Source organism: Streptosporangium sp. NPDC002721, from assembly GCF_042888905.1.
Taxonomy (GTDB): Bacteria; Actinomycetota; Actinomycetes; order Streptosporangiales; family Streptosporangiaceae; genus Streptosporangium.
In genome coordinates, this window is sequence record NZ_JBIAQI010000019.1 from 36,485 (window position 1) to 62,333 (window position 25,849).

26 protein-coding genes are annotated in these 25,849 nt (G+C 70.1%); 10 read left to right on the plus strand and 16 right to left on the minus strand.

Translation table 11 applies throughout. The features are described from left to right. Nucleotides 1-28: 28 nt before the first annotated feature. From ACFYWM_RS26555 to ACFYWM_RS26590, 8 genes are all read right to left on the minus strand, one after another. Nucleotides 29-556, minus strand: coding sequence for an AAA family ATPase (locus tag ACFYWM_RS26555; RefSeq protein WP_389918440.1), 528 nt, complete (start codon nucleotides 554-556; stop codon nucleotides 29-31). A gap of 324 nt (nucleotides 557-880) precedes the next feature. After that, a complete protein-coding gene (locus ACFYWM_RS26560; protein ID WP_389918443.1) occupies nucleotides 881-1,441 on the minus strand; it encodes a S26 family signal peptidase in 561 nt (186 codons plus the stop codon). A 182-nt stretch (nucleotides 1,442-1,623) separates the two neighbouring features. Then, nucleotides 1,624-3,591, minus strand: a complete 1,968-nt coding sequence (locus tag ACFYWM_RS26565; protein ID WP_389918446.1) for an ABC transporter ATP-binding protein — start codon at nucleotides 3,589-3,591, stop codon at nucleotides 1,624-1,626. Further along, nucleotides 3,588-4,124, minus strand: coding sequence for a hypothetical protein (locus ACFYWM_RS26570; RefSeq protein WP_389918449.1), 537 nt, complete (start codon nucleotides 4,122-4,124; stop codon nucleotides 3,588-3,590). The genes ACFYWM_RS26565 and ACFYWM_RS26570 overlap by 4 nt, the downstream gene beginning before the upstream one ends. 20 nt (nucleotides 4,125-4,144) lie before the next feature. After that, nucleotides 4,145-4,702 (minus strand): MauE/DoxX family redox-associated membrane protein, encoded by a 558-nt coding sequence (locus tag ACFYWM_RS26575; RefSeq protein ID WP_389918452.1) that lies wholly within the window; start codon nucleotides 4,700-4,702, stop codon nucleotides 4,145-4,147. 105 nt (nucleotides 4,703-4,807) lie between these two features. Continuing rightward, nucleotides 4,808-4,969: a hypothetical protein gene (locus ACFYWM_RS26580; protein ID WP_389918454.1), complete on the minus strand. Its 162-nt coding sequence runs from the start codon at nucleotides 4,967-4,969 to the stop codon at nucleotides 4,808-4,810. A gap of 466 nt (nucleotides 4,970-5,435) precedes the next feature. Continuing rightward, complete coding sequence (locus ACFYWM_RS26585) at nucleotides 5,436-6,557, minus strand: transposase domain-containing protein (protein ID WP_389918457.1); 1,122 nt, start codon at nucleotides 6,555-6,557, stop codon at nucleotides 5,436-5,438. Between the two features lie 11 nt (nucleotides 6,558-6,568). Then, the gene (locus ACFYWM_RS26590; protein WP_389918879.1) at nucleotides 6,569-8,026 is read right to left on the minus strand and encodes a hypothetical protein; all 1,458 of its coding nucleotides are present in this window, start codon (nucleotides 8,024-8,026) and stop codon (nucleotides 6,569-6,571) included. 351 nt (nucleotides 8,027-8,377) lie between these two features. On the opposite strand from ACFYWM_RS26590, the gene ACFYWM_RS26595 reads away from it, so the two are divergent. Together ACFYWM_RS26595 and ACFYWM_RS26600 are read left to right on the plus strand one after the other, a co-directional pair. Then, a complete protein-coding gene (locus ACFYWM_RS26595; protein WP_389918460.1) occupies nucleotides 8,378-9,034 on the plus strand; it encodes a response regulator transcription factor in 657 nt (218 codons plus the stop codon). Further along, a complete protein-coding gene (locus tag ACFYWM_RS26600) occupies nucleotides 9,031-10,233 on the plus strand; it encodes a sensor histidine kinase (RefSeq protein WP_389918463.1) in 1,203 nt (400 codons plus the stop codon). Before ACFYWM_RS26595 ends, ACFYWM_RS26600 begins: the two co-directional genes overlap by 4 nt. Before the next feature lie 234 nt (nucleotides 10,234-10,467). Here the strand turns inward: ACFYWM_RS26600 and ACFYWM_RS26605 are convergent, their stop codons facing one another. Beyond that, complete coding sequence (locus ACFYWM_RS26605) at nucleotides 10,468-11,535, minus strand: ParB/RepB/Spo0J family partition protein (RefSeq protein WP_389918466.1); 1,068 nt, start codon at nucleotides 11,533-11,535, stop codon at nucleotides 10,468-10,470. A gap of 665 nt (nucleotides 11,536-12,200) precedes the next feature. On the opposite strand from ACFYWM_RS26605, the gene ACFYWM_RS26610 reads away from it, so the two are divergent. The 4 genes from ACFYWM_RS26610 (at nucleotide 12,201) to ACFYWM_RS26625 (ending at nucleotide 15,832) form a co-directional block, all read left to right on the plus strand. Continuing rightward, complete coding sequence (locus ACFYWM_RS26610; protein ID WP_389918469.1) at nucleotides 12,201-12,716, plus strand: helix-turn-helix domain-containing protein; 516 nt, start codon at nucleotides 12,201-12,203, stop codon at nucleotides 12,714-12,716. Between the two features lie 134 nt (nucleotides 12,717-12,850). Then, on the plus strand, nucleotides 12,851-13,402 hold the full coding sequence (locus tag ACFYWM_RS26615; protein ID WP_389918472.1) for a hypothetical protein: 552 nt from the start codon (nucleotides 12,851-12,853) through the stop codon (nucleotides 13,400-13,402). Further along, entirely contained in the window at nucleotides 13,395-14,660 is a 1,266-nt protein-coding gene (locus ACFYWM_RS26620; protein WP_389918475.1) for an MAB_1171c family putative transporter, read from the plus strand. Before ACFYWM_RS26615 ends, ACFYWM_RS26620 begins: the two co-directional genes overlap by 8 nt. An 8-nt stretch (nucleotides 14,661-14,668) precedes the next feature. Next, nucleotides 14,669-15,832, plus strand: coding sequence for a cytochrome P450 (locus ACFYWM_RS26625; protein WP_389918478.1), 1,164 nt, complete (start codon nucleotides 14,669-14,671; stop codon nucleotides 15,830-15,832). A gap of 52 nt (nucleotides 15,833-15,884) precedes the next feature. Here ACFYWM_RS26625 and ACFYWM_RS26630 read toward each other — a convergent pair whose 3' ends face one another. Further along, complete coding sequence (locus ACFYWM_RS26630; RefSeq protein ID WP_389918481.1) at nucleotides 15,885-16,244, minus strand: hypothetical protein; 360 nt, start codon at nucleotides 16,242-16,244, stop codon at nucleotides 15,885-15,887. A 34-nt stretch (nucleotides 16,245-16,278) separates the two neighbouring features. Beyond that, on the minus strand, nucleotides 16,279-16,776 hold the full coding sequence (locus ACFYWM_RS26635) for an NUDIX domain-containing protein (RefSeq protein WP_389918483.1): 498 nt from the start codon (nucleotides 16,774-16,776) through the stop codon (nucleotides 16,279-16,281). A gap of 254 nt (nucleotides 16,777-17,030) precedes the next feature. On the opposite strand from ACFYWM_RS26635, the gene ACFYWM_RS26640 reads away from it, so the two are divergent. Further along, nucleotides 17,031-17,594: a hypothetical protein gene (locus ACFYWM_RS26640; RefSeq protein WP_389918486.1), complete on the plus strand. Its 564-nt coding sequence runs from the start codon at nucleotides 17,031-17,033 to the stop codon at nucleotides 17,592-17,594. A 176-nt stretch (nucleotides 17,595-17,770) separates the two neighbouring features. Here ACFYWM_RS26640 and ACFYWM_RS26645 read toward each other — a convergent pair whose 3' ends face one another. From ACFYWM_RS26645 to ACFYWM_RS26655, 3 genes are all read right to left on the minus strand, one after another. Next, complete coding sequence (locus ACFYWM_RS26645) at nucleotides 17,771-18,148, minus strand: GntR family transcriptional regulator (RefSeq protein ID WP_389918489.1); 378 nt, start codon at nucleotides 18,146-18,148, stop codon at nucleotides 17,771-17,773. Continuing rightward, nucleotides 18,145-18,963, minus strand: a complete 819-nt coding sequence (locus ACFYWM_RS26650; protein WP_389918492.1) for a hypothetical protein — start codon at nucleotides 18,961-18,963, stop codon at nucleotides 18,145-18,147. Before ACFYWM_RS26650 ends, ACFYWM_RS26645 begins: the two co-directional genes overlap by 4 nt. A gap of 101 nt (nucleotides 18,964-19,064) precedes the next feature. Beyond that, nucleotides 19,065-20,180: a M4 family metallopeptidase gene (locus ACFYWM_RS26655; protein WP_389918495.1), complete on the minus strand. Its 1,116-nt coding sequence runs from the start codon at nucleotides 20,178-20,180 to the stop codon at nucleotides 19,065-19,067. A 382-nt stretch (nucleotides 20,181-20,562) separates the two neighbouring features. Between ACFYWM_RS26655 and ACFYWM_RS26660 the strand changes: the two genes are divergently transcribed. Next, nucleotides 20,563-21,402 carry a metallophosphoesterase family protein gene (locus ACFYWM_RS26660; protein ID WP_389918498.1) on the plus strand — a complete coding sequence of 280 codons (840 nt, stop codon included), beginning with the start codon at nucleotides 20,563-20,565 and terminating at the stop codon, nucleotides 21,400-21,402. After that, nucleotides 21,399-22,049 (plus strand): 4'-phosphopantetheinyl transferase, encoded by a 651-nt coding sequence (locus ACFYWM_RS26665; RefSeq protein ID WP_389918501.1) that lies wholly within the window; start codon nucleotides 21,399-21,401, stop codon nucleotides 22,047-22,049. Before ACFYWM_RS26660 ends, ACFYWM_RS26665 begins: the two co-directional genes overlap by 4 nt. Before the next feature lie 27 nt (nucleotides 22,050-22,076). Here ACFYWM_RS26665 and ACFYWM_RS26670 read toward each other — a convergent pair whose 3' ends face one another. Further along, nucleotides 22,077-22,721, minus strand: a complete 645-nt coding sequence (locus ACFYWM_RS26670) for a LuxR C-terminal-related transcriptional regulator (protein ID WP_389918504.1) — start codon at nucleotides 22,719-22,721, stop codon at nucleotides 22,077-22,079. A gap of 14 nt (nucleotides 22,722-22,735) precedes the next feature. Then, nucleotides 22,736-24,064 (minus strand): sensor histidine kinase, encoded by a 1,329-nt coding sequence (locus ACFYWM_RS26675; RefSeq protein ID WP_389918507.1) that lies wholly within the window; start codon nucleotides 24,062-24,064, stop codon nucleotides 22,736-22,738. A 178-nt stretch (nucleotides 24,065-24,242) separates the two neighbouring features. On the opposite strand from ACFYWM_RS26675, the gene ACFYWM_RS26680 reads away from it, so the two are divergent. After that, the gene (locus tag ACFYWM_RS26680) at nucleotides 24,243-25,760 is read left to right on the plus strand and encodes an alpha/beta fold hydrolase (protein WP_389918510.1); all 1,518 of its coding nucleotides are present in this window, start codon (nucleotides 24,243-24,245) and stop codon (nucleotides 25,758-25,760) included. Nucleotides 25,761-25,849: the final 89 nt, after the last annotated feature.

Consider the following 25,849-nt stretch of genomic DNA (forward strand, 5'->3'; position numbering starts at 1 on the left):
CCGGAAGCCTCCGGCGGCCCCGGCGCGGTCAAGCGTCGACCGAACTCCCGCGTCGTGGCTGTTCGCCGGCCTCGGCCCGGCGAACGATCTCGTCGACGACGTGCGCGAGCGGTGCGGTGGCGTCGATCGTGATGCCGTTCCCGGGAATGTCTTCCTTCGTCCGGTGCAGGCGCAGGATGAGTTCCCGTTCCGCCTGCTTGCCGCCCCACTCGTCTTCCGGTCGCCGGTCAAGTCGCCGGTTCAACGTGTCGAGGTCGACTTCCAGCACGAAGACGCCGTCGAACAGATCTATGAACCGGGGAAAGTTCCTGGACCCACCGCAGAAGAACGTCACCGGCTCCCCCTGATCGGCGACCAGGGCTCTCACCTGATCCACCCGCCAGATGTGGTGCTCGTGCCCCTGACCGCTCGTCGGCCTGCCCGTTTCCGGATCGCCCTGGTAGGCCAGATCGGTGTCACCGTTGACGGCGTGGTAGCCGCGCCGCCGCAGTTCCTTGCAGACCGACGTCTTGCCGGTGCCGGAGACTCCTTCGATCAGATAGTTCCTGATGCCCATCGCCAGAGGATAACCAAGGACGTACCCGCCCCCTCGATGTCGTCGATTTCACCGTCGATTCAGGTGACCATGGATGCGTGACATGGACTCCCCGCCGTGTCAGCGGCCACACTGAACTGGACATCAACCCTGACCTGCTCGTTTGGGCGCTGTACGCCCGCGAGTCCGAGGATGCCGACGGAGAAGCCGAGCAACGGCGGTGCCGGGGCGAAAGCCACGGGCGATCAGCGCCGGACGTCCTGTCCGGGGCGATGGCCGCGTGAGGGGCGCCCCGAAAGCGCCGGGCGGATAACGCGTGAGGGCCGTCCATCGCCGTGGGAAGCCTCAGTGGCCGAGTCTGCGAACCGCCGTTCCCAGAATGCGCTCCAGCGGAAAATAACCCATCTGTCTGGAGTCGAAGCTCGCATCGGGATTGTCTCCCAGGAGAACCATCTGTCCCTCCGGGACATTCTCCTCCCCGGCCTCGGCCAGGGCGGGAACCGTGTCACGGGGTACGGGGTCACCGGGGGTCGCCGCCACCCGCTTGATGATCCATCTTCGCCCGGGGATCTCGGACGGCTCCGCCGCGGGCCCCACGGGCGGGTCCGGCCACACGCCACCGTTCCCCGGGTACTCGACGACGACGACCTGTCCCGGGGCCGGGGTGAAGTCACGCCGTACGAGAACGCGCTCACCGTGGTGGTAGGTCGGCTCCATACTCTTGCCGCGCACGGTCACCGTGACCAGTTTGCGCCTGAGCTTTGACAGGACGCCGAGGCAGGGGCCGATCAGCATCATCAAGCCGCAGGTCAAAGCCCAGCCGCGTTCTCCGGCGAGCGACGACGTCAGTAGGCCGCCGCCCCCGAGGACCATCAGGACGAGCGGCGTCCACCGTGAAGGGGACATGCGTCGGCGTCGCGGGGCCTCGCCGGACACCAGGAAATCCTCGGGTCTCGTTCCGTCAGGGGGTGTCAGGGCTCGCGCCCTGCCCGGAGGGCCGCCGGACGGCGGGATCCGCGGGAGCGGCGGGAGAAGTGGTTCGGATCCGGATCCGGCCGACGCCGTCTCGTCCCGCTGTGTGCCGGGTGTCATCGCGTTCCTCCCGTCGGCGCCGTCTCGTCCCGCGCGCCGGTCTGGTATCCGGACGCCTGCAATGTGAACAGCCGGGCGTATTCGTCGGCCCCGGTCATCAGCGCGGAGTGGTCGCCCTGCTCGATGACGCGGCCGCCGGAGAGCACGACGATGAGGTCCGCCTCACGCACGGCACCGAGCCGATGCGAGATGAGCAGGCTGGTCCGCCGGCCACGATGCCGTCTAAGGGCGGTGTGCATCTCGTGCTCGGCCTGGGCGTCGAGCCCGGACGAGGGCTCATCGAGGATCATGAGTTCACGGTTGTCACGCAGGAACGCGCGTGCCAAGGCGAGCCGCTGCCACTGTCCGCCCGAGAACGCCACGCCGGTGTCCGGATCATCCTTCTCGGACTCCATGAAGAACACTCTCGACAGCAGGGAGTCGTATCCCCGGGGCAATTCCATGATCTTGTCGTGGATGCCGGCGTACTTCGCGGATCGCTGAATCCGCTCGTGGTTCCCCAGCGCATCCAGATCGCCGAGGGCGATGTTCTCCGCCGCGGTCAGGTCGTATTCCATGTAATCCTGGAACGCCGCGCCGATTCGTTTTCTCAGCTCGGCGGCGTCGACGTCGCGCAGATCGACGCCGTCCCACAGGATCGCGCCGCGGGTCGGATCGTAGAAACGGCACAGCAGCTTCACCAAGGTCGACTTCCCCGCACCGTTGAGCCCGACCAGTGCCGTCGCCCTGCCGTGAGGAATGTGCAGGTCGACTCCGCGCAGGATCCACGGGTGGGAATCGGAGTAGCGGAACCACACGTCGCGAAACTCGATGCCTTCCCGCAGTTCCGGCAGGACGCGTGGATTCCGGGCCACCGGGAGGTCGGAGCGAGTGGCGATCACCGTCAGGTAGTGGTCGAACAGCAGTAACGCCTGGTGGGTGCGCGCCATCGCATCCGCCAGCGTGCCCAGGGCGCCCTGGACACCGGCGACCGCCGCTATGAAGATCGTGATATCGCCGACGGACAGGCCTCCTGAGCCGGCGGCGTTCACCGCCCACAGCAGCCCGCCGCCCGACACCAGTGCGCCGGTCAGTCCCAGCAAGGACTGCGTGCAGACCTCGCGTCTGTCCATGGCTTGCCTGGCGGCGTTGGCGGTACCGCGTTCGTCCAGCATCCGCCCGCGGAAGAAGGCCCCGATGCCGAACAGCCGGATCTCCTTGGCCGCCCGCACGCTGGTCAGCAGGTCGCTGTAGAACATCTCCCGCCGCTCGACCGGGCCGATGTCCCAGATCATCCGTGCTCGCCGCCGTGACAACATGAGCTGAGCGGCCAGCGTCGGCACCCCCGACGCCAGGACCAGTACGGTCATCACCGGGCTGAGGAGGAACAGCGAGCCGGTGAAGCCGGTGATGGTGACAGCCGACTGCGAGATGCTCAGCAGCCCGTCGACGGCCCTGTTGGGAATCGCCCCCCCGGACTGCTGCGCGAGCCTTATCCGGTCCAGGAAGGGCGGGTCCTCGAAGTTGCCCAGCCCGACGAAGCCCTCGGTCGCCGCGAACAGATGGTCCTGCGCGAGCAATCCCACCTTCCGATCCATCTGCGCCTGAAGGTACTTGGTCATCTGCGGTATCACCCCGACGGCGACGCCGGTCGCCGCGAGGCCCGCACCGAGCGTGATCAGCGTTCCCGGCGGTGCGCCGCCGATGACGCCGTCCAGCACCGACTTGGTCAGCCAGGCGGTCACCACCGGAAACGCTCCCGTGGCCAGCGTCAGCGTCACGTACAGGGCCAGGGCGCCGGGAGCCGCCTCGGCGGCCAGGGAACAGGCGGCGAAGATCTGCCGTGCCGTCGATCGCGTCTCCGCCCGCCCGTGTCGCGGCATGACGTCCCCGGCGCCTGGCCCGACGTTCCGCCCCTGGTGTGGCGTGTCGTCCCCGGTGTCCGTGGTGACGTGGGTATGCCCGGTCTCCGGTACGTCGCTCATGCGGTGGTGACAGGATGCCCGAGATTCACATCGTTCGCCGTGACCACGAGCCGGCCGTCGGCTCTCGTGCCGACCCTTACCAAGGTCGGGTACGCCTTCGTCTTGAACGCGGTGCTCAATGCGCCCTCGGCGTTCTCGACCACCACCCGGGTCACCGGGTTCAGGTCACCGACGAACCCGGCGGCCTCGTCAGGGTCGCCGACCACGACGGCCAGTAGCCGATCCCGCCCGCCGGGCAGCTTCCTCGCATACTCCACGAACGCCGGAACCGTTGTCTTGCACGGCCCGCACCCGGGGGAGAAGAACGCCACCAGGCTGTCATCGGACATGAGGCCGTCACTCAGCAGCTCGCCGTCCACCGTGGACGTCAGGAACCCGCCGATCTCCTTGCCCACCGGGATCGTGGGGGGACCGCTCATCCCGGACAGAAGGCCGGAGTGCTCGCGCAGCCGTTTGATCACTCCCACCGTAAGGATCAGGTTGACGGCACAGAGCATTCCCACGAGCGTCATCGCCACGACAACAATGGCCATTGCTGCTCTCCTCTTCTCAGTTATCGGCTGTCGCGGGCGAGGCCCGGTGCCTTGTCGATGGGGTGGAACAGGTCGAGGATCTCGTCGCTCACGACGGCCAGGCCTCCCCAGACCAGACCGCCGAACACGGCCACGGCCGTACCGGCCGGAGCCAGGGGACCGGTCATCGGTGCGGTCACGGCACCCACGACGGCGCAGAGAACGAGGATCAGGTTGCGGGTGATCTGCCGGGGGCCGAGGGGGGACGCCGCCCCCCCAAAGCACCGGCACGGTGCGCGGACTCCCCGGTGGACCGCCGTCGCGACGGCGACCGTGAAAACGGCCAGCAATCCCGCCGCGAGGAGGAAACCCGCCAGGGCCGTGAATGGCCCGGGAAACGCCAGCAGGCCACAGACGGCGAACTCCGAGGCTATTACAAGAATCGCTGCCGGCCGCCACAGGGAAGGTGGCATTATCCGCATGCCACCCAATGAGGTCGTGAAGTCACCGAAGGCCCGCCGTCCCATGATCTTACTGACGGCCGAGGCCAGGAAGACGACGCCGATCAGAAGCCGCATGCCGATCGCTATGTATTGCACCGAAATTTTCTCCGCGCTTACGGTGGGTCGCAAGGGGCCGGGCCCGGGGAATATCCGCGTCAGCGTCGAGTCCTGAAAGCGGATACTCCCCGGGCTATGTGGTGACTACCTGCAGCGGAGCTCGCCGTTGCAGGTGTTCACGGAACACGGGGAACCCGCGCACTGCCAGCAGGCACTCCAGCTGTACCAGCCGCAGGCCTGGGCGTCGGTCTTGGGCACGAACCGGCTGAGAAGGCTGCTTCCCAGCGCTTCGATCCTGGCGTACATGAAATCACCTTTCCTGTCAGGGACATTGATTTGTACGAGGGAATTATTAACTTATGCGGAGAAGTGATGGCAACAGCCTTAAACACTTCATGCAATACCTATCTGTATGATAGGAAATACCTTTTATCGGGCCGTTCCCCAAACTGGTCGTTCTTCAAAAAAAGCGGGGCTGCTCGGTTAACGGCACATACGCTCTGTAGCCATTCAATGGCGCACCGCCAGCATGGGGTGTGTCCGGCCGGAAGGTGCCGGGAAACGCACCTCTCGGGCGAGACACGTTCTCTTCTTTTCGGCGACGATGCTCAGCGTCGGCGCCTTCCACCAATGCTCATGACCAATGCCCGCGCCCATGTCCGCCGGTGGTGAAAGAATTCCCGCGCCGCGCCTCTCCGCATCACGAAGCCTGGCGCGTCGCGAAGCCAGGTCGCGCTGGGAAAGCCGGCGCCGAGAACGGCGCTCCGCCTTCTCAGAGAAGGCGGTCGGCCACGGTGTGGATCCCGGCGGCCTGGGCTTTCACGATCATCGTCCGCAGCCCCTGGTAGACCGCGAGAGCCGCCCAGGCCTCCTGGAAGGCGCCGTCGGGCCTCTTGGAGCGCAGCACGATCTCCGTGTCCGCCTGCCCGCCGGGTCGGAGACAGGTGAGAAACGACCGGGAGCTCCACCTGCTCGCGTAGGTGTCGGCCAGTTCGGCCGCGCTCGCCTCGTCCGGGTCCAGGACGCTGCTGACCAGGTGGCCCTCTTCCGTGCCGGGACCATGTCCCGCCACCCGTACCCGTACGGGCCTTCCGGTCCGGCCCGGGGGCGATCCGAGGTGGGAGATCCACGACCCGTCCGGCAGGGGCGCGACGACCGGGAAGGAAACGGACCGTGGGGCGAGCGAGATCAGGGCGGCCCCCCGGGCCGTCGCGGCCGAGTGGTGAGCCGGGGAGAAGAGCCGGGGAGCGACGGCCAGCACGGTGCCCGGCCCGAAGGCGGCGACCAGCCTGCGGAACGACGCGCTCTCATCGGCGGTGTGGCCCTCGACCCGCGCGGCCGCGATCGTCCCCGTCCGGCAGTCAGCCCCCACCATTACCCGGACCTGAGGAAACGCCTCGGTACCGGTGTCGCTGGGAGGACCGCTCAGCCGCTCCTGGTTGGCCTTCGTGGGCTGGGCGCGCAGTCCGAATCCGTCGACCGCCACCACCGCACGGTCTCGCCAGCGCCCGGCCGCGTCCCCGAGGAGCGGGACGGCCGCGTACTTCAGCAGCAATGTCAGCGGCTCGCTGCCCAGCCGGTGTTTGGCGTCCGATATCGACGAGGAGACCGGCGGGCGGACATCGTCGCCGAGGCGGGTGTTGTTCAGCCAGGCCAGCCCCATGGTGAGTCGTGCCCACACCTCCTCGTGGGAGTGCTCGTGCCACAACACGCACGCCAGAACGTAGTAGGTGACCAGCTGTGCGGTGAGGGTTCGCGACCGCCGTTCCTTCGCCCCCGCCTGCTCGACGGCGGCTCTCACCATCGAGGGCGGGAACATCGAGACCAGCGTTCCCAGCGCGATGTGATCCCTCGGATGCGCGATGCGCGATCTGCTCTGCCCTGCTCTGGCCATGACGATCCCGCTTAATCGAGCGGTTCCGCGCGAATGCCCCGGTGTGCTCGAACCAGTCTGCTCATTACGCGTTCACTCCATTTCCATCGTCCACGGCCGGTGCTGTCCACGCCCTGGCGGGGCCCGCGGGCGCCGGCGACGCCGAGCGCGGCGGCCAGACAGGCCAGGGGGATGACCGGCAGCACGTAGCGATGGTCGAAGTCCAGGACGGCCACCGGCGCCACCAGCAGGAACACCGCCGTTCCCAGGGGAAGCAGCGCCCTGCGCCGCGTTCCCCGCGCCCCCGGCGACAGCGTCGCCCGCCGCGCTCCCGGAACTCCCGGAACTCCCGGCGTGCCGGGCGACGGTGCTCCGCGCCACACTCCCAGCGCGCCCAGCAGCAGCAACGCGGCGAGCATCGGCCCCCGGACGTAAGCCGGATACTGGTAGGCCGACAGGAAACCGGCGTAGGGGGCGACGGAACGAACACCGTTCACCGCCGGGTCGTAGGTGTGGACGATCCGCCTCACCGCCGGGTCGTCGCGTAGCGGCCAGTTCCCTTCGACGAAGCCGAAGGCCGGTCTAACCCGCTTGGGGTGAGGCACGGGGGTCCAGGCGAAGGCGAGCAGGGTGTCGCCGACGACCGAACGCACGTAGTCGAACGGCTGAGCCGCGATGGCGCGCACGGCGAACTCCCGGGCCAGGTCGTTGTTGCCGAACCCACCCGGCATCCGGTTGATCGCCGAATCGGCCGCCCAGACATACTCGGAGGCGGCGTCCTGCCGTGAGCCGTTCGGACACAGGGGGGCGAGTCTGCGCGGCGGCCTGACGACCTCACAGTCGGCGAAGGTCATCGTCCGTGCCCACAGCGCGACACCGTCCCCGCCGACCAGGCCGAACCGGCCGTGGTGTCTGCCGTACCAGCCGGCGTAGAGCGCCAGGGGAAGGGCGGTGACCACCGTGAGCACACACAGCCTCCGCCAGCCGACACGGCGGGCCAGCAGGTACGCCGCCACCAGGACGATCAGCGGGACCGCGATCGTCCGGGTGAGCGCCGCCGCTGTCAGCAGCAGACCGGCCGAGGCGACCTGCCACGCCGACGGACGCGGCGACCACATCAGCGCGGTGACCGCGGAGACGACCAGGAAGACGAACATCGTGTCGGACAGCACGCTGTGCTCCAGCGCCAGGAACGACGCGTTGAGCAGCACCGGGACGGTGGCGAGCGTCGCGCCCCAGGCGGGCAGCGACATACGGCGCAGCAGCGCGTAGATCATCACTCCGACACCCAGCCCGAGCAGGTGCTGGAACGCGGTGACCACGGCCAGGCTGTGAAAGGGCCGCAGCGCCCACAAAAGCATCGGATAACCGCTGGGCTGGAATCCCCATAACGGGCGCAGACGTTCGGCAGCGTCCAGATAGGCGTAGGAGTCGCCGTAGAAAAGCCAGGCCGGCCGGTATCCCAGCATGGTGACCACCCGCAGTGCCACGGCCAACGCCAGAACGGTCAGGAACAGCGCGTGACGTTTCGCGCCGGGGCGCGGCCCGAGGACTCCACGCGGCCGAGAGAACACGGGATCCGGCCGGACGTCGGTCGAACCGGCGGCGGACGTGGAAAGGCTGAAAAGCGTTCGGAAATCGTGGGCGTGCAATAGGTCACCCCGCTGTCGCGCCAGGTGTTTCCCGGCATCAGTGCGGTAGTACAGCCAACAACGGATAACGCCGACGTAACCGTCTGTGGTTACGTCGGCGTTAGGTCGTCCAGGTGACAATGGCCGTGACACGCCCGTGCGCCGGGGTTTGTCCGAGAGGAACACGGGTGCCGGTTCGGAGGAATGCGAGTGCGCGTACTTATCGCCGAGGACGAGCGGATGATCGCCGACTCGGTCGCGGAGGGACTGCGGGCCCACGCCCTGGCCGTGGACGTCGTCTACGGCGGCGACACCGCCCTGGACCGGCTCGCCGTCAACGACTACGACGTGCTCGTGCTCGATCGTGATCTTCCCGGTGTGCACGGGGACGAGGTATGCCGTCTGCTGGCCGGTTCCGGCTCGCCCGTCCGGGTGCTGATGCTCACCGCGGCGAGTGACGTGCGCTCCCGGGTGGCCGGGCTGGCGCTCGGCGCCGACGACTACCTCACCAAGCCTTTCGCCTTCGAGGAACTGGCCGCCAGGGTGCACGCCCTGGGCCGCCGCAGCCGGCTCGCCGTTCCCCCCACGCTGGAACGGGCCGGGCTGCGGCTCGACCCGGCCCGGAGGGAGGCCTATCGGGACGGCCGGTACGTGCCACTGGCTCGCAAGGAGTTCGGGGTGCTCGCCGAACTCCTGCGCGCCGACGGCGCGGTCGTCTCCACCGAGACGCTCCTGGAGAAGGTCTGGGACGAGCACATCGACCCCTTCACCAACACGGTACGGGTCACCCTGGTGAAACTCCGCCGCAAGCTCGGCGACCCGGCGGTCATCGAGACCGTCCCCGGGGTGGGATACAGGATCCGATGAGGCTCACCATCCGGATGCGGCTCACCCTGCTCTACAGCGGCATGTTCCTCGTCGCCGGCGTCGCACTGCTGGGGGTGACCTACCTGCTGATGCGCGCCGGCCTGCGGGAGCAGCTCGCGGTCCTGGCGCCCTCCCCGCGTTGCGTGCCCCCCGCCTACACCGGGTGCGGCAGCGGCGACAAGATCCTCTACCTGGTCCCGAGGGAACAGGTGCTCATGGCGCAGCGGCGGTACGAGCAGACCACACTGCGCTCCCTGCTGACCCAGGGATACGTCGCGCTCGCCCTGGTCGGCGCGGCGGCGCTCGGGCTCGGCTGGCTGGTGGCCGACCGGGCGCTGCGTCCCATCCGCCGGGTCACCGAGACCGCCCGCAAGGTCGCCCATGGCCGTGACCTCACCGAACGCATCGCCTACACCGGGCCGGGCGACCACATCAAGGAGCTGGCCGACACCTTCGACATCATGCTCTCCCGTTTGGCGCACGCCTTCGACGGCCAGCGGCGCTTCGTCGCCAACGCCTCCCATGAACTGCGCACCCCCCTGGCCATCAACCGGACCCTGGTGGACGTCGCGGTCGCCAGGCCGGGCGCGACCGAGGACGTCAAGCGGCTGGGTGAGGCCCTGCTGACGGTCAACGCCCGGCACGAGCGGCTGATCAACTCTCTACTCATTCTCGCCGACAGTGAACGGCCCGTCCTCAACCGTCATTTTCTCGACCTGGCGGACGTGGCCGAGCACGTCGTGGACCTGGCGGCCCCGGAGGCCGGTGAACGCGGGGTGAGCATGGAGTGCTCGCCGCAGACCGCGCCCACCACCGGCGACTCGGTTCTGCTGGAACGGCTTGTGCAGAATCTGGTGGAGAACGCGATCCGCCACAACCACGCGGGTGGCCGGCTGTGGGTGACCACGCAGAGCCACGCCGGCCGCGTCAGGCTGGTCGTGGCCAACACCGGGCCCGTGGTCCCGGCGTACGAGATCGGCAACCTGTTCGAGCCGTTCCGGCGGCTTCACGCCGACCGGCTGAGATCCAACCACGGCAACGGCTTGGGGCTGTCCATCGTGCGGGCCATCACCGAGGCCCACGGCGGCGTCGTGACCGCCCGGCCCCGCGACGACGGCGGTCTCACGGTGACGGTCGAACTGCCCGCCGAGCTCCTGTCCGATCCCACCGGACGTCGCGAGGACCCCGGTCCGCGATGATCGTCCCGGACGTCGATCACGACGGCCACGGGGTGGACGATCAGGCACGGACGCCCGTGACCCGGATCCCCGCGTGCCCACGCCGATCACACCACCCGGGTGTGCAACCGCCGATTCCCAGCGCTTGCACACCCGACATCACACCGCCTCCCGACCTCCTCGTGCCGTGACCCGCGCGATCACCCGTAACTCCCGCGTGCTCGCGGGAGCCGGGCGCCGGGGTCCGCGGTGGCGTCATCGCCGCGCTCGCGCCCCGGGCCGTGCCGTCCGGTGCTCGAGCTCGTCGGCGAACTCCGCCCAGGCGGCGGCGTTCTGCCTGGCGACCTGGCAGACGAGGCCGACGCAGTGCTCGGGAACCGCGTCGATCAACTGCTCCCCTCCGGGCGTGAGCGAGGCGCTGGCACTGAGCAGCCGCAGGAGGAGCCGGCCACGCTCTCCGGATCGCAGCGACGGATCTCTGATCAGGATGCCCAGCGGTGACGTCCGGTCCCGGTCGTACCCGGATCCGGACGCCCGGCGTGGGCCAGGGGAGACGAGTGTGGACGGGGCGTCAGGAGTCGTCGACCGGTTCCGGGAGACGGTCCCGGGAGGGGTGTCCGCGGGCTTCAGCGAATTCGGCAGGGGATGCTCGCCCCGCCGCAGGCGGTCACGGACGTCGCGTACGGTGCCCGGTGAGATCCCCGCCTGTTGTGCGATCTGCCGGAGCGAGGCGTGCGGTCCTTTCTCGATCAGCTCGGCCGCACGGATCCGGCCGGCGGAGCTGTCCAGCGGACGCACCTTGCCGTCATGTCCCCGCCTTACCGTCGGCTGGGCGGTCTCGGCGAAGGCGGCGCGGCGGATGCGGCTCACCGTCCGGGCGGACAGCCCGGAGATCCTGGCGATGGCCCTGTCGGACCAGTGCGGGTGTGACCTGACGATCCGCCCGGCCGCCGCAGCCCGGTCACCGGCGGAGAGCGGGAGGCCGTGCGAGGTGTTCTCCCTGACGGCGACCACGAAGGCGTCATGCTCGTCACCTTCGAAGAACCGCACCCGGATCGTGTCGTCCCCGCGCAGCATCGCCGCCCGCAGCCGGTGCATCCCGTCCAGCACCCGCATGGTGGAGCGGTGCACGATCACCGGAGGAAGCGCGGCGCCCACCTCGCAGAGCAGCCGCACATGCTGGAGGTCCTCTCCAACACTCCGCGGAGAGTCAGCGGGAAGCAGCGAACGGAGGGGGACGGTCTCGACCGCCGACAGCATGGACCGGGAACGGTCGTCGGGTTCTTCCCTCCCGGCCTGGGCGACGTCCGACGACGTGGTCACTCCGTTCCGGATGGCCAAGGTTCTTTCCCCTTCTGGCGGAGCATTTCTCGACTTCTCCGTTGTCGCACCGGACCGGTAGGCCTGAACGGGCCGCCGGGCCGGGGCGGCGGGCGGGCGGGCGGGACGCGTCTGCCCCCGGCCGTCTACCGAGGGGGTGTTCGAGCTGTCGCGCCGGATGGTGATCGGGTCCGAGAGGCAGGGATGGGGATGAGGAGGAAGAGATCACGCTCATATCTCTTTTCGAGATGCCGATCGATGCCGCCCGCCGCCGTAACGTCAGCAGCACGCCGGTGAACGGCTCGTACCTTTCACTCAACGCACAACCGCGCATGGGCCCACAAGCCGGAGCGGGACCGCCGGCGACCTCACACCCCCAATCGGTTTCCCCGGACATCGTTCACGACAAGTTGAAGTCACTTTGGTCGCACGGTTTGAGGATTGTCAACCGTCCCGGCCGAGGATGGCGTACATTGGGGGTTCCAGTTGACGCCGGTATTCCAGGAGGATCAGCGGGAGGATGGTGAAACGGACACCGCACACGCGAAAATCGGATGAGCCGATCCTTGTGACCGGCGGTTTCTTCGGAAGACGATCCGCTTGTACATTGGTTGACACGCTACTGACGGCTTCGGAGATCTATGCCCACGCCTGATATACCACTCAGCTTGGCGGAGAAATTGGACACCCTGTTCCAGTTGCGTCTTCATCCTGAGCGTGCCGAGGATCCGAATGCCGCCCGACGCCAGTTCTCCTACGGAGAGGTCGCCGAGGCCATCCAGCAGCAGACCGGAGGTCGTATTCGCATCTCCCGTCAATACCTTCAGATGATCCGCGAGGGGCAGCGGCCGGGCAACCTGAGCCTTGACAAGGTGGTCGCCCTGGCGAACTTCTTCGGAGTCGACCCGATCTACCTCTACGAACCCGGCCATTTGGACCCGGAGGACGAGGCGAGAGTGGACGTCCAGGTTCGCCGTATCGACGAGCAGCTGAAACTCCTGAGGAGCATGCGGGACAACCAGGTCCAGTGGTTGGTGGGGCGCCTTCTCGACCCCTCGAAGGAGGGGCGGGAGCGGATCAGCCGGATCATCGAGGCGATCCGCAGCCTGGAGGCCGCGATCGGCCCCGGTTCGCCGGCTCCCTCCTCACCTCCGGACGCGACGGACGGACGCTCCCGGGCCTAGGGCCTGACAAAGCGGGCCATCCGCCCAGGCTTTTCGAGGTTGTCCGTACATCGCCTTCCATGCGACGCGATATACGATAAGCCTTTTCGGGCGCGATCAGAGGTGAGGATGATTCACATGCCGGACGGTCCCCATTGAAGAAGGCGCGACGCACACCATGTGAACTGCTGATCGAGGAGCTTGAGGACGGAGACGTCCTACCCGATCCCTTCGATTTGGATATCTTTGTCAGCCGTGTGGAAAAACGAAGAGCCCGCCGTATCCGTCTGGTCGCCATGTCGGCCGTCCGTAATGCGCCGTGCGGTCTCTACATAAAGTCGAAGACAACTGATTTTCTGTGTTATGTTCGCAGTGAATCCCCGCTGCACCAGTGTCACATCGTCCTGCACGAGCTGGGTCATCTGCTGCTCGACCACCACGACAGCGGGTGGCGCAGCGAAGAACTCCATAACATGCTCCTGCCCGACCTGGACCCCGAGATGATAAAAAGCGTTCTCTGCAGAAACGGTTATACGAACCCCGCGGAGGACGAGGCGGAGGCATTCGCCGATTTGATTCTCGCCCCACGGGTCCTCACTCCCGGCCTCAATATCGTGTCGGCGACCGAGCCGCCCCCCGACGTGGCCGACGTGATCAGGAATATCGAGAGGGCCTGGGGCGCCCAGGCGGGGCGGGCACGTGACTGAGGCTTTCTACTGGGTGGAGGCCGTCATCATATGGGTGATCGTCATTCAGACGGTCCGCCATCTGACCGCCCGCCGCCGCTCTCCCGCGGACACCGCCTCGCTGGTACACGTGGTGACACTCGGCCTGGGAGCGGTGGCGCAGTCCCCGGACGTCCGCCCCCGGCTCGATCTGCTGACGGGCGTCGACGGGCTCGGCCGTTGGCTGTCGTTCAGCATCATCCTGTGCTCGATGGCCGCGTTCTGGACGGTGGTCGCCTATGTGACGCACCGCCAGGCCGACCGTCCCCCGCGCGTCCGGGCCCGTCTGATCGGGGTGGCCTGCGCGATCGCCGGCATGGGAGTGACGCTGCTCGGATCGGGCACCCGCGACGACGTGGGCGCGAGCTTCCTCGCCGTCTACGGCGGGAACGCGCTCGTGGTCTGCTGTTACGCGATCTTCCTCGGTTACATCGCCGCCGTTCTGGTGGACACGCTGCGCTCGGCCTGGCGGTACAAGAACTACGCCAGGCAGTGGTACCTGCGGGTGGGGATACGCATCCTCGTCGTGGGTGACATCTGCGGGCTGGGCTACTGCCTTTATCTCGGGTCCACCGTGGCGACGAGTTACCTGGCGTTGCCCTTGCCGCCAGGGGCGACCACCTACGCGGCGACCTACATCGGTTTCGGGGCCGTGGCGCTCATCCTCGCCGGACCGACGATCAGTGTGTGGGGGCCCCGGCTGACGGGGCCCTTCCGGGTGGCGGCCCAACGGCTGGCGCTACGCCGTCTCCACCCGCTGTGGCTGGCATTGACGACCGCGATGCCGTACCTGAGGAGCAGGCCGTCACACGCGCTCGGTGACGTCGTGGGCTATCGGCTGTACCGCTGCGTGATCGAGATCCGTGACGGCCTGCTCATCCTGGAGCCCTATCGGGACCTCGCGGCGGAACAGCGGCCCGTGGCCGACGTGGCGGCTGACGCCCGGTCCGTCGCCGTGGCTCTGCGCGCGTTCTCAGTCGGCGAAGGCGGTGAAAGCGGTGAAGGCGGCGAGAGCAGCAAGGGAGCCGAGATCGTCGAGGTGGCCGAGAGCGGTGTGGGCGGGGAAAGTGAGGAACTGGCCGACGCCTTCACCGACGACGGTGACCGGCTGGACGCGAACCGGGAGCCCGGCGGGCACGACGGCACGGTGATCGCGCCGAAGATGCCGCTCATGAAAGACGAAGTCGCCTACCTGACACGACTGTCCCGCGCCTTCGAGCGCCTCGAGAAAGAGAGCTGACACCCGGCATGCCTATCGTCGATTCACCCCGGAACCACGATGAACGCGACATCCCCGAGATCGGGCCGGTGAGACGTTGGACGTTGCCGTCCGGCGAGGAGGGCTACCTGGTCACGCGGCACGAGGACGTCCGCCGCGTCCTGTCCGACCCGGTGTTCAGCAGGGCGGCGACCTTGGAGCCCGGCGCCCCCCGCTACGCGCCGAGGCCGTCGCTGGGAGTGCCCGACAGCCTGCTCGACATGGACGCGCCCCGCCACACGCGGCTGAGGGGCATCGCGTCCAGGGCCTTCACCCGCCGCCGCGTCGAGGCTATGCGGCCGGGTGTCCAGGAGGTCGTCGACCGGCTTCTGGACGACATGGCGCGGACCGGTCCGCCCGCCGATCTGGTGGAGGCGCTGTCCGCCCCTCTGCCGATCACGGTGATCTGCCAGCTTCTCGGCGTGCCGTACGGGGACCGGGTGACCTTCCGTGAATGGTCGACGGCGATGCTGTCGGTCACGGACCCGCCCGAGAAGGTGTTCGAGGCCGCCGGGAACCTGCGCGCCTACATGTCCGACCTGGTCGCCTCCAAGGCCGCCGAGCCGGGTGACGACCTGCTGAGCGCTCTTTCCACGGCGGATGAGGAGGGAGACGCGCTTACCGGTCCCGAGCTGGTCAACCTCGCGGTGGTGCTGCTCGTGGCGGGGTACGAGACCACGCAGAGCCAGCTCACGGCGGGTGTACACGCGCTGCTGCGCCGACCGGAGCTGTACGCGGAACTGTGCGCCGACCCGTCGCTAGTCCCTTCGGCGACCGAGGAACTGCTGCGCGCCCACCCGGCCGTTCCCCAGCTCCTCTTCCGGGTCACCACCCAGGACGCGGAGGTCGCGGGTGTGACCATCCCTGCACGCAGCGGGGTCGTGCTGTCGGCCGTCGCCGCGAACCACGACGGCGCCGTCTTCGCCGACGCCCACGGGATCGATCCGCGCCGCGACGACAACGTCCACCTGACCTTCGGCCACGGTCCGCACTTCTGCCTGGGCGCGCTCCTGGCCCGCACCGAACTCCAGGTGGCGCTGGCCGCCCTGGTGAGCCGGTTCCCTGCCCTGGAGCTCGCCGTACCCTCCTCGGAGATCCCCTGGCGGGCCGGTCACCTCGTCAGCGGCCCAACGGCGTTGCCCGTGACATGGTGATGGCCGCCCCCGGCCGCCGGAGTATCACTACGCGCCGGGTTCCGGGGTCGTCTCACGTCTGATCCAGCCGAGCTCGACCGAGGCGATGAGCTGTGCGTCGGCGGCCAGGCGCTGTCCCACCACCGCCGAGCCGGGAGGACAGGTCTTCCCCGCCGGGCTCCATCCGCGGCCGGTCGCCCATGTAGCGCCCGGACGGCAGCCCGGCGGCGGCCAGGTGGGCGATCACCGCGCCCTTGACCTCCCTACGGCTCAGGGATCTGGGCAGCCGGAAGGCCGTCACCCTGGGGGAGGCGGCCTCGATCCCGGGGCAGCGCGCCCTCAGGCGGCCGACGCCGGGATCGGGGTCGTGCAGGTGCAGCCATGTCCTGACCTCCGGGGGAGGACCCGTGCCGGACAGGCGCGGGGTCCTCACGCCTTCGAGGAGATCCCGGCGGCTCGTGCCGGGCTCACAGTCCGAGCGGCACCGGCCTGGCCGGGACCCCGTCGGCGATCAGGGCCGCCAGCGGCGTGGCCAGGCCACGCGGCGAGAACACGTCGGGGCCGCGGTAGCCCGCGATGTCCGGCAGCCGCCACCAGCGGAAGCCGGCGATGTTCTCGGTGGCGAGTTCGTCGTCGGACATCGCGCCACGGGGGTCGAACGACGCGACGCGGACGAGGAAGTAGTCGTTGACCACTCCGTCGTAGCCCACCGCGTGTCCGGGGTCGACGACCTCCTGGTGCCAGACATGCGGCGGGTCGGTGTCGATGACGATTCCCGTCTCCTCGTGGAGTTCCCGGCGCAGGGCGACAAGGACGGCCTCGTCACGCTCGACGCCCCCACCGGGCGCCGCCCACACGGTGATCGTTCCGGTCGGCTTGGGAATGACCATCCGGCACAGCAGGACGCGGTCGTCCTCGTCGAGAACGACCGCGCGGACCGAATGACGCAGATGCACCAGGGACATCCGCGCATGCTATCCGCCCGCCTCCGGTCCGGATGAGCCCTCCGCATCGAATCCTCCAGGCGCACGCCTCGGCGCGGACGTCCCTCGACGCGAGGCACCTCGCGGACCGGATGGCGCAGACGTATCAGGGACATCCGCGGCGGGCGGGTCACCGCACAGGCGGACCCGCGCTCACCTTGTGGGCGGACGACGGGCGCCGTCGTGACGGCGACCATGGATTCTGCTTACCGCAGCTCTCGTCGAAGGACACGAACATGTTCAAGAAGTCTCTGCCGGCCGCGCTCGCGGCAACGGCCGTCGCCGCCCTCACCCTGGTCCCCGCCGGCCCCGTCGGGGCCGCCACGGTCGAGATCCGTCCCGGGCAGGTCTCGACCCTGAAACAGTCGAACAGCAAGTTCAACTGCCCGACGAACGAGGTGCTGGTCGGCCGCGGGCACCGCGGCGACGAGAACGGCGACACCACGTTCCACTGCGGCCGCATCTACATCGACAACGTCCAGGTCACCGTGGTCAAGTTGGACATCTGGGGCACCAGGACGGACGAGAACGACCACGACCACCGCACTCCGGCGAACCAGGCGATCACCGGGATCCGGCACGACGGGGACGAGAACGGCGACACCATCTACTACAGCGGCGCGCTGTTCTGGCAGGGCAAGGCGGTGCAGATCACCCCCAGGCAGCTGGAGGGCTGGGTCAGGGAGAACAACCACGCCTCGCTGGGCGGCACCAACCAGGTGATGACCGGCCGCGGGCACAGCGGGGACGAGAACGGCTGGACCCGGTACGAGTACGGCTGGGTCTCCTACAGCGGCTGACCGCGGAGCCGGGCGGCGACCCGTCCCACAGGGACACCGCCCGGCACCCGCGCCCGCCCGAACCCCGCCGCCGCCCGGCCCTCGGGCATGCTCCACGCGTTGACCAGGGCCGACACCGCTCGCAGCCCGATGGAGACTTCGCGTCCCCAGCCCGTGTGAAATCCCGGGGGCCCGGGTCAGTAGGCGGGGTCGGTGAGGTGGTGGCGGGCGGTGGTGAGGGCCGCGTCGACGTCGACGCCGAGTTCGCGGACCGCGACGGCGTAGGCGCGGGCGGCGTCGGCCAGGCGGGCGGCGCGTTCGGTCTCGGACAGCTGGGGGATCTCGCGCACGACGGTGCCCTGCCCCGCCCGGCCACGCAGGTAGCCCGCGGCCTCCAGCTCGCGGTAGGCGCGAGCGACCGTCCCCGCCGCCAGGCCGAGGTCGCGGGCGAGTTGCCGGATGCTCGGCAGGCGGGCGCCGACCTCCAGCTCCCCTGTCCGGATCAACGCGGCGACCTGGCTCCTGAGCTGCTCGTACGGCGGGGTGGCCGCGTCCGGGTCGATCTCGACGATCACGCCGGGCCACTCAGGGCGGGACGCGGGCGGGTGCGGAGGCCGAACCAGGAGTACAGCGCCGCCAGCAGCATCGCGAAACCCAGCACGCTCGTGATCCAGTTGAAGGGTTCCGGGGCGTCGAGGTCGAGCAGCATGGCCCACATCGCGTCGAGAGCCGCCAGGCACATCAGGGCCAGCGACGCCCCGCTGATGGTGTGCAGCGCGCTCGCCCGGATCCCGTCGTCGGCCTCGTCGAGATCGACGGCGCGCACCGGCCGGGGGCGCATGACGACGAACCGGCACGACAGCCACAGGACGGCCGTGGCCAGGCCTATGCCCGCCAGATCGAGGACGACGCGAGACGGTGACACCTCGGCGGACCCCGCCTTGGGCCACACCTGATAGATCCAGGTGTGGACACCCAGCGCCGCGACGATGAGCACCGGACCCCAGCGCGCCCACCAGGTCAGGCTCTCACCGGGGCCGCGCGCCGTGAGAGCGGCGCGGCGACGGCCCTCGGGCATCGGCAGGGAGGTCCCGGCCTCGGCCGCCAGCGCGCCCGCGAGGTATCCGGCCGCGCCCAGGAAGTAGTAATAGCCGCTGCCGGAGGTGAACGCGCCGGCCGCCAGCCAGCCGATCGCCCCGCCACAGGCCCGCCATCTGCTCGTTCTGGCCAGGTAGGCGGAGATGACCGGCCTGGTGTCGCGGGTGAGGGACACGCCGTACCTCATGGCGAAACGGGCGACCCGCCTCTCGGAGACCGGCCAGAACCCGAACAGCGACACCAGCGTGGGCACGGCCAGCAGCCCTATGAGCATCACCGTCGTCGACGACATTGGCAGGCCCCTTCCTCTTTGCCCGCCAATGTATCAACATAATGGTACATCTGATACATCGAGTTCGGATTGCCGGCAGGGCCCCCTCCCTCGGGGCGCGGTCACCTGTCGTGGTCGGCGCCTCCCGGGAGGACCCCGACCTGCTGCCACGCGGCGCGCACCTTCCGCTGCTCCTCCCCCTCCGCGCCGAACAGCTCCCCGGCCACCTCCACCGTCGCCTCCGCGGCCTCCCGGAAGTCGGAGCGCGGCCGGAGCCGCTCGGTGAGCGTGACGTACCAGACGCGCCCGGCGCGCTCCCAGGCGTTGCCGCCGATGGCGGTGGCGGCGAGGTAGAAGGCGTGGTTGGGGATGCCCGAGTTGATGTGGACGCCTCCGTGGTCGTTGGCGGGGTCGCCGTCGTCGGGCAGGTTCACGTAGTCGCGCATGTGTCCCGGCTGGCGGTCGCGTCCCCCGCCGGGGGTCGACCAGGCGGTTCCCGGCGCCTTCATCGACCGCAGGGCCGTCCCCCGCAGGGCGCTGCCCAGGATGCCGTCGCCGATGAGCCAGTCGGCCCGGTCCGCGGTCTGCCCGCGGCCGTACTGCTTGGCGAGCGACCCGAAAACGTCGGAGAACGACTCGTTGAGGGCTCCGGGCTGCTTGCTGTAGACCAGGTTCGCGGTGAACTGGGTGACGCCGTGGGTCAGCTCGTGCGCCACGATGTCGACGGCCCTGGTGAGGGAGCCCTTGGTGAAGATCTGCCCGCTGCCGTCGCCGTAGATCATCTGGAAGCCGATCCAGGCGGCGTTGTCGTAGTCGGTCCCGTAGTGGACCGAGGAGACGATCTCCAGCCCCCGCCCGTCGATGCTGTCGCGCCCGAAGACCTTCCGGTAGAAGTCGTAGGTGACGCCCGCCCCGTCGTAGGCGTCGTCGACCGCCGCGTCACCGGAGGGCCCGTCGCCCTCCCCGCGCCTCTTGCGGCCGGGGAGGTCGAAGTCGCCGCCGTTCTCCACGTCGTAGACCGTGCGCACCATGCCCGGGGCGGGCGCCACGTCGGCGACGGTGAGGCTGAGCTGGCGCAGCACGCCGGCGAACGACGCGCGCTGCGCGCGGGCGGTCTCGGAGGTGGCCAGGGTCCTGAGCGCGGCCTCCCGCTCCTCGGGGGTTCCCTGGCCGGCGACCGCCTCGAGCAGGTCGGGGGGTGCGATGCAGCACTGGGGCATGCTGTCGAATGTCGTCATACGTCAAGCATCGCCGCCGTCCCGGCCGGGCGCATGAGTATGTCCGTACTCGGCCGGGGGCGCCGTACCCGAGGCCTTCACGGCGGGGTGGGGTGCGCCTCCGGGAGCGGTCATGAGAGGGTTCTTTTGCTCGGCGATCACGAGTTCGTGACCGCGCCCGGGAAGCGGGCGAGACGGAGGCGGCGGTGCTTGGGAACGTGGAAACGAACGAGGGGACGGCGGGGGCGCCCTCTCCACCGGCGCGCGGCTCGCGGCCCGCCCCGGCCACCGGCCCCACGTCGGCCACCGGCTCCCACGGAACGGGCCACGCGCCGGGCGATCACGGTTCACGGGAGACGAGCCGCGTGCCGGGCGGGCGCGGTTCACGGGGAACGGGCGGCGCATGACGTCACTGCTGGCCATCAGCGACCTGCACATCGGCTACCAGGAGAACCGGAGCATCGTCGAGAGACTCCGGCCCACCTCCGCCTCCGACTGGCTGCTGGTCGCCGGGGACGTCTCCGAGAAGGTCTCCGACATCGAGTGGGCCCTGGGGCTGCTCGCCGGACGGTTCGAGAAGGTCGTGTGGGCCCCCGGCAACCACGAGCTGTGGACCCACCCCAGCGACCCCGTCCAGCTGCGCGGCGAGGAACGCTACCGGCACCTGATCGAGGTGTGCCGGAACCTGGGGGTGGTGACGCCGGAGGACCCCTACCCGACCTGGACCGGCCCCGACGGCCCGGTCACCGTCGCCCCGCTGTTCGTGCTGTACGACTACACCTTCCGCATGCCCGGCGTCGCGACGAAGGAGGAGGCGCTCGCCCGCGCGTACGACAAGGGTGTGGTCTGCACCGACGAGATGCTGCTCCACCCCGATCCGTACCCCACCAGGGACGCCTGGTGCGACGCCAGGATCGCCGAGACCGAACGGCGCCTGGAGGCCAGGCCGCCCGGGGTTCCGACGGTGCTGGTCAACCACTACCCTCTGGTACGCGATCCCACCCTGATCCTGTACCACCCGGAGTTCGCTATCTGGTGCGGCACCGAGCGCACCGCCGACTGGCACCTGCGCTTCGACGCCGCCGCGGTCGTCTACGGCCACCTGCACATCCCCCGGACCACCCGGTACGACGGCGTCCGCTTCGAGGAGGTCTCCTTGGGTTATCCCCGCGAGTGGCGTCCCAGGTCCACCGCGCCCGGCCAGTTGCGGCACATCCTGCCCAGCCCGAGGCCCGTCGCATGATCGAGAAGATCCTGCCGTCGTGGGTGGCGAGCTCGGAGTGCTTCGAGGACCCGCCGGGCGTCGTGCTGTTCCCCGAGGAGGAGGCGGCCGTCGCCCGCGCGGTGGAGAAGCGGCGCCGCGAGTTCGGCACCGCGCGCCACTGCGCCCGCCAGGCCCTGGCCGAGCTGGGGCTGCCCCCGGCGCCGATCCTGCCCGGCGAGCGCGGCGCGCCCGGGTGGCCCGACGGGGTGGTGGGCGCCATCACCCACTGCGCCGGATACCGCGCGGCGGCCGTCTCCCTCGAGGCGCTCACCGTCGGCATCGACGCCGAGCCCCACGAGCCGCTCCCCGAGGGCGTGCTGCCCGCGGTCTCGCTGCCCGAGGAGCGGGCCGAGATCGCCCGGCTCGACGACGGCGTGCACTGGGGGCGGTTGCTGTTCAGCGCCAAGGAGAGCGTCTACAAGGCGTGGTTCCCGCTGGCCAGGCGCTGGCTCGGCTTCGAGGAGGCCCACCTCACCTTCTCCCCCTCCGGTACGTTCACCGCCCGCCTCCTCGTCCCGGGCCCCCGGGTGGAGGGTGAGGAGCTGACCGGCTTCACGGGCCGCTGGCTGGTGTCCGACGGCCTGGTCGTGACCGCCATCGCCGTACCGGGCAAGCCCGCGCCCTGACTTTCCGCCCCGGGCCTTCCGGTGTGGTCAGGACTCCAGGTAGCGCAGCACGGCGAGCACGCGGCGGTGGTCGCTCTGCGACGGCGGCAGCCCGAGCTTGGTGAAGATGTGCGTGACGTGCTTCTCCACCGACCCGTACGACAGGAACAGGGCCTCGGCGATCGCGCCGTTGGACCGTCCGTCGGCCATCATGACGAGCACCTCGCGCTCGCGGGGGGTGAGGGTGCCGAGCGTGTCGGCGCGCCTGCCGGTCGCCATCATCCGGGTGACGACCTCAGGGTCCAGCACGGTCTCGCCCGCGGCGATCCGGGAGAGCGCGGCCAGGAAGTCGCCGACGTCGGCGACCCGCTCCTTCAGCAGGTATCCCACCCCTCGCGAGTCCTTGGCGAGGAGCAGGGCCGCCGAGCGCGTCTCCACGTACTGGGAGAAGACCAGCACCCCGATGCCGGGGTGGTCGCGGCGGATGTCGATCGCGACGCGCAGTCCCTCGTCGGTGTGGGTCGGCGGCATGCGCACGTCCACCACGGCGACGTCCGGCCGGTGCTCGTCCACCGCGGCGCGCAGCGCGGTCCCGTCCCCCACGGCCGCGGCGACCTCGTGCCCCCGCGTGGTGAGCAGCAGGGTCAGCCCTGCCCTGAGCACCGCGGAGTCCTCGGCGACGACGACGCGCATGCGACCTCCTGTGTTCAGGCGGGGAGCGGCACCTCCACGGTGACCACCGTAGGCCCTCCGGGAGGACTGTCGATCTCCAGCCGCCCGTCCACCACACCCACCCGGGCCGCCAGTCCGGGCAGTCCCGTTCCCGCGCCCATCGAGGCGCCGCCCGTCCCGTCGTCGCCGACGTGCAGGCGCAGCAGGCCGCCGTGTCCGCCCACCTCGACGATCGCCCTCCGCGCGCCGCTGTGCCTGACCACGTTGGCGAGCAGTTCGGCGGTGCAGAAGTAGACGATCGCCTCCACCGCGGCGGAGGGGCGCCGGGGCAGGTCGACACGGAGGTCGACGGGCAGCGTGAAGCGCGTGGCGAGCACGGCGAGCGCGGCCTCCAGCCCCTGGTCCAGGACGGGCGGGTAGATGCCGTGGATCAGCAGGCGCAGATCGGCGATGATCTCCTTGCTCTCGCGGTGGGTGGCGTCCACCAGGTCGCGCGCCTGCTGGAGCCGATCCCCTTGGGCGGAGGCGAGCTCCTCCTTCGCCATGCCCAGGCTCATCGCCAGCGCCACGAGGCGGGCCTGCGGCCCGTCGTGCAGGTCGCGCTCGATCCGGCGCAGGGTCGCCGTCGCGTCCTCGGCCATCCGGGCCCTCGTCTCCTCCAGGTGGCCGATCCTGGTCGAGGCCGCGGTCCGGCCGAGCAGGGTGCGGACGAGGAACCGCTCGGGGAGGAGCGCGGCCCGCAGCGCCAGGGGGGCCGGCGCGAGCAGCGCCAGCCCGGCCACGCCCACCAGCAGGGCGCCCGGCCAGGTGTCTGCGTACGGGCCCCAGGCGCCGGTGTGTCCCGCCGCCCAGCGGGCGGGGTAGGAGAGCAGCAACAGGCCGCCACCCCAGAATCCGGCGGCGGCGCCGAGGGCGAGCAGCGCGGCCAGCGGCTTGACCAGCAGGTAGGCCGCCGCCCGCCACCCTGCCCCGTCGCCGAGCGCCGACACGAACCAGCCGATCGGCCCGGCTCCCGGCCTGAAGGGGGCGGGGGCGGGCGTCCGGACGTCCAGCAGCAGGCGGGCCAGGCCGAGGTGAGCCGCGCCCAGGGAACGGGCTCCCCGGACCGTGACGGCCAGCACCGGGAGGCCGACGACCGCCGTCGACCACAGCGCGGCCGTCAGCATGACGAGGACGAGGACCAGGCCGGCGGCGGCGAGCGGCAGCCCGGCCAGCACGTACCCCAGCTCGCGCCACCCCCGCCCCGGCCTCGGTCCCGCTTCCGGGAGCGGTTCCGGGAGCGGCGAGGACGGAAGCTGAGACGGGGACGGGGACGGGGACGGCGACGCGGCCGGGGACGGAGGGCCGGAGGGAGGACGGCTCATCCCCCCAGCGTGCCGCACCGCGCTCCCGCCCGACATCCGGCGGGCCCGTGGGGGATATCCCGAGGTTTCCCGGCGGATGTCCCGGTGGCCCCGGGCGGACGGGTTCGCGACGGTGGAGGGAGCCGGCGGGAGACGACCGTACGGCACTCCAACCGCCGTCCACACGAAGGAGCCAAGGATGTACGGGAAGATCGGATCGTTGTTCACCGGACTGGTGACGGCGTCGGCGCTGCTTGTTCCAGCCGAAGCGCCCGCGCCCTCCCCCTCGACGCGGCCGGCGTGGGCCCAGGCACCCGCGTCACCGGAAGCGGCCTCGCGGGTGAAGCGGCTGGACTGGAGGGCCTGCGCGGGCGAGAACCTGCCGGAGGGGATCCGGTGCGCCACCGTCACGGTGCCGGTCGACTGGAGGAGGCCGGGCGGGCGGAAGATCACCCTGGATCTGGCGCGGCTCCCCGCCACCGACCCGGCGAACCGGATCGGGAGCGTGCTGCAGGTGCCGGGAGGCCCTGGGGCCGAGGGGGTGAAGGACCTGAAGGATTCGGCCCCCGGTCTCACCGAGCTGCGCCGCCGCTTCGACCTGATCGGCTACAACCCGCGCAACACCGGGCTCAGGGAGAGGCTGCCGGCGGCGTGCTGGGGAACGGGAACGCAGCTGCTGGAACCCCGCGACCGCGAGGAGTACCGGGCCCAGGTGGCGAAGGTGGAGGCGGCGGCGCGCGAGTGCCGGGACGCCGACGCGAGCGGCCTGTTCGACAACCTCGACTCCCTGTCGGTGGCCCGGGACATGGAGGCGGTCCGCGAGGCTTTGGGCGAGCGGCGGCTGAGCTTCATGGCCAACTCCTACGGAGGGGTGCCCGCCGCGGCGTACGCGCGCCTGTTCCCCGGGCGCGTCCGGGCGATGTACCTCGACGGGGCGGCCGACCAGGTCAACGGGTGGGCCAAGTTGCACCTGGAGCACGCCTCCATCAACGAGCGGATGTTCGGGCGGTTCGTCGCCTGGTGCGCGGCCGACGACGCCTGCGCGCTGCACGGGGAGGACGTGAGCGCGGTCTGGCGCGCCCTCGTCGAGAAACTCGACCGCTCCCCGATCCCGATCTCCTCCCCGGAGTTCGGCGCGGGGAAGCTGAGCGGGTGGCACCTGAGGCTGACGAGCTTCCAGGCGAACCCGGGCCCGGACAACGCCTGGTGGAAGACCTTCGCCGCGTCGGTGGACAGGCTCAGGAAGGGTGACGCCTCCGATTTCGCGGAGCCCGTCAACAGCAACTCGCGGATCTGGACGATACCGGCCCCGCGGGCGATGACCTGCCCCGACGACCGCGGCCTCACCGGGTACGCCCAGTTCCGCGACCTCTCCCGCCGGATGCGGGAGGCCTCCCCCCACCTGGGCGGGGTGCCGTTCGACATGCTGGGCTGCGCCGGCTGGCCCCGGCCCGTCGCCAACCCGTCCCGGCCGCTGCCGGTCCGCGGCCTGCCGCCGCTCCTGGGAGCCGGGTCCTGGACCGACCACGCCATGACCGCGAGCCTGGCCGGGACGGTGCCCGGTTCGGTCACCGTCCGGTACGACGGTCCCGGGCACGTCATGTACATGCCGGGCGCCAACGGGCCCGCCAGCCGGTGCGTGATCGGCCACGCCACCCGCTACCTCGTCGACCTGACGCTCCCCTCCCCCGGAACCGTCTGCCGCCCCGGCGAGTGACCGAGGGGATCGAACTTAACCGCATCGACTCGCTTCACGGCCATGGCTCTTCGAAGCGATAACCGATGACACAAAAACCCGACATATAT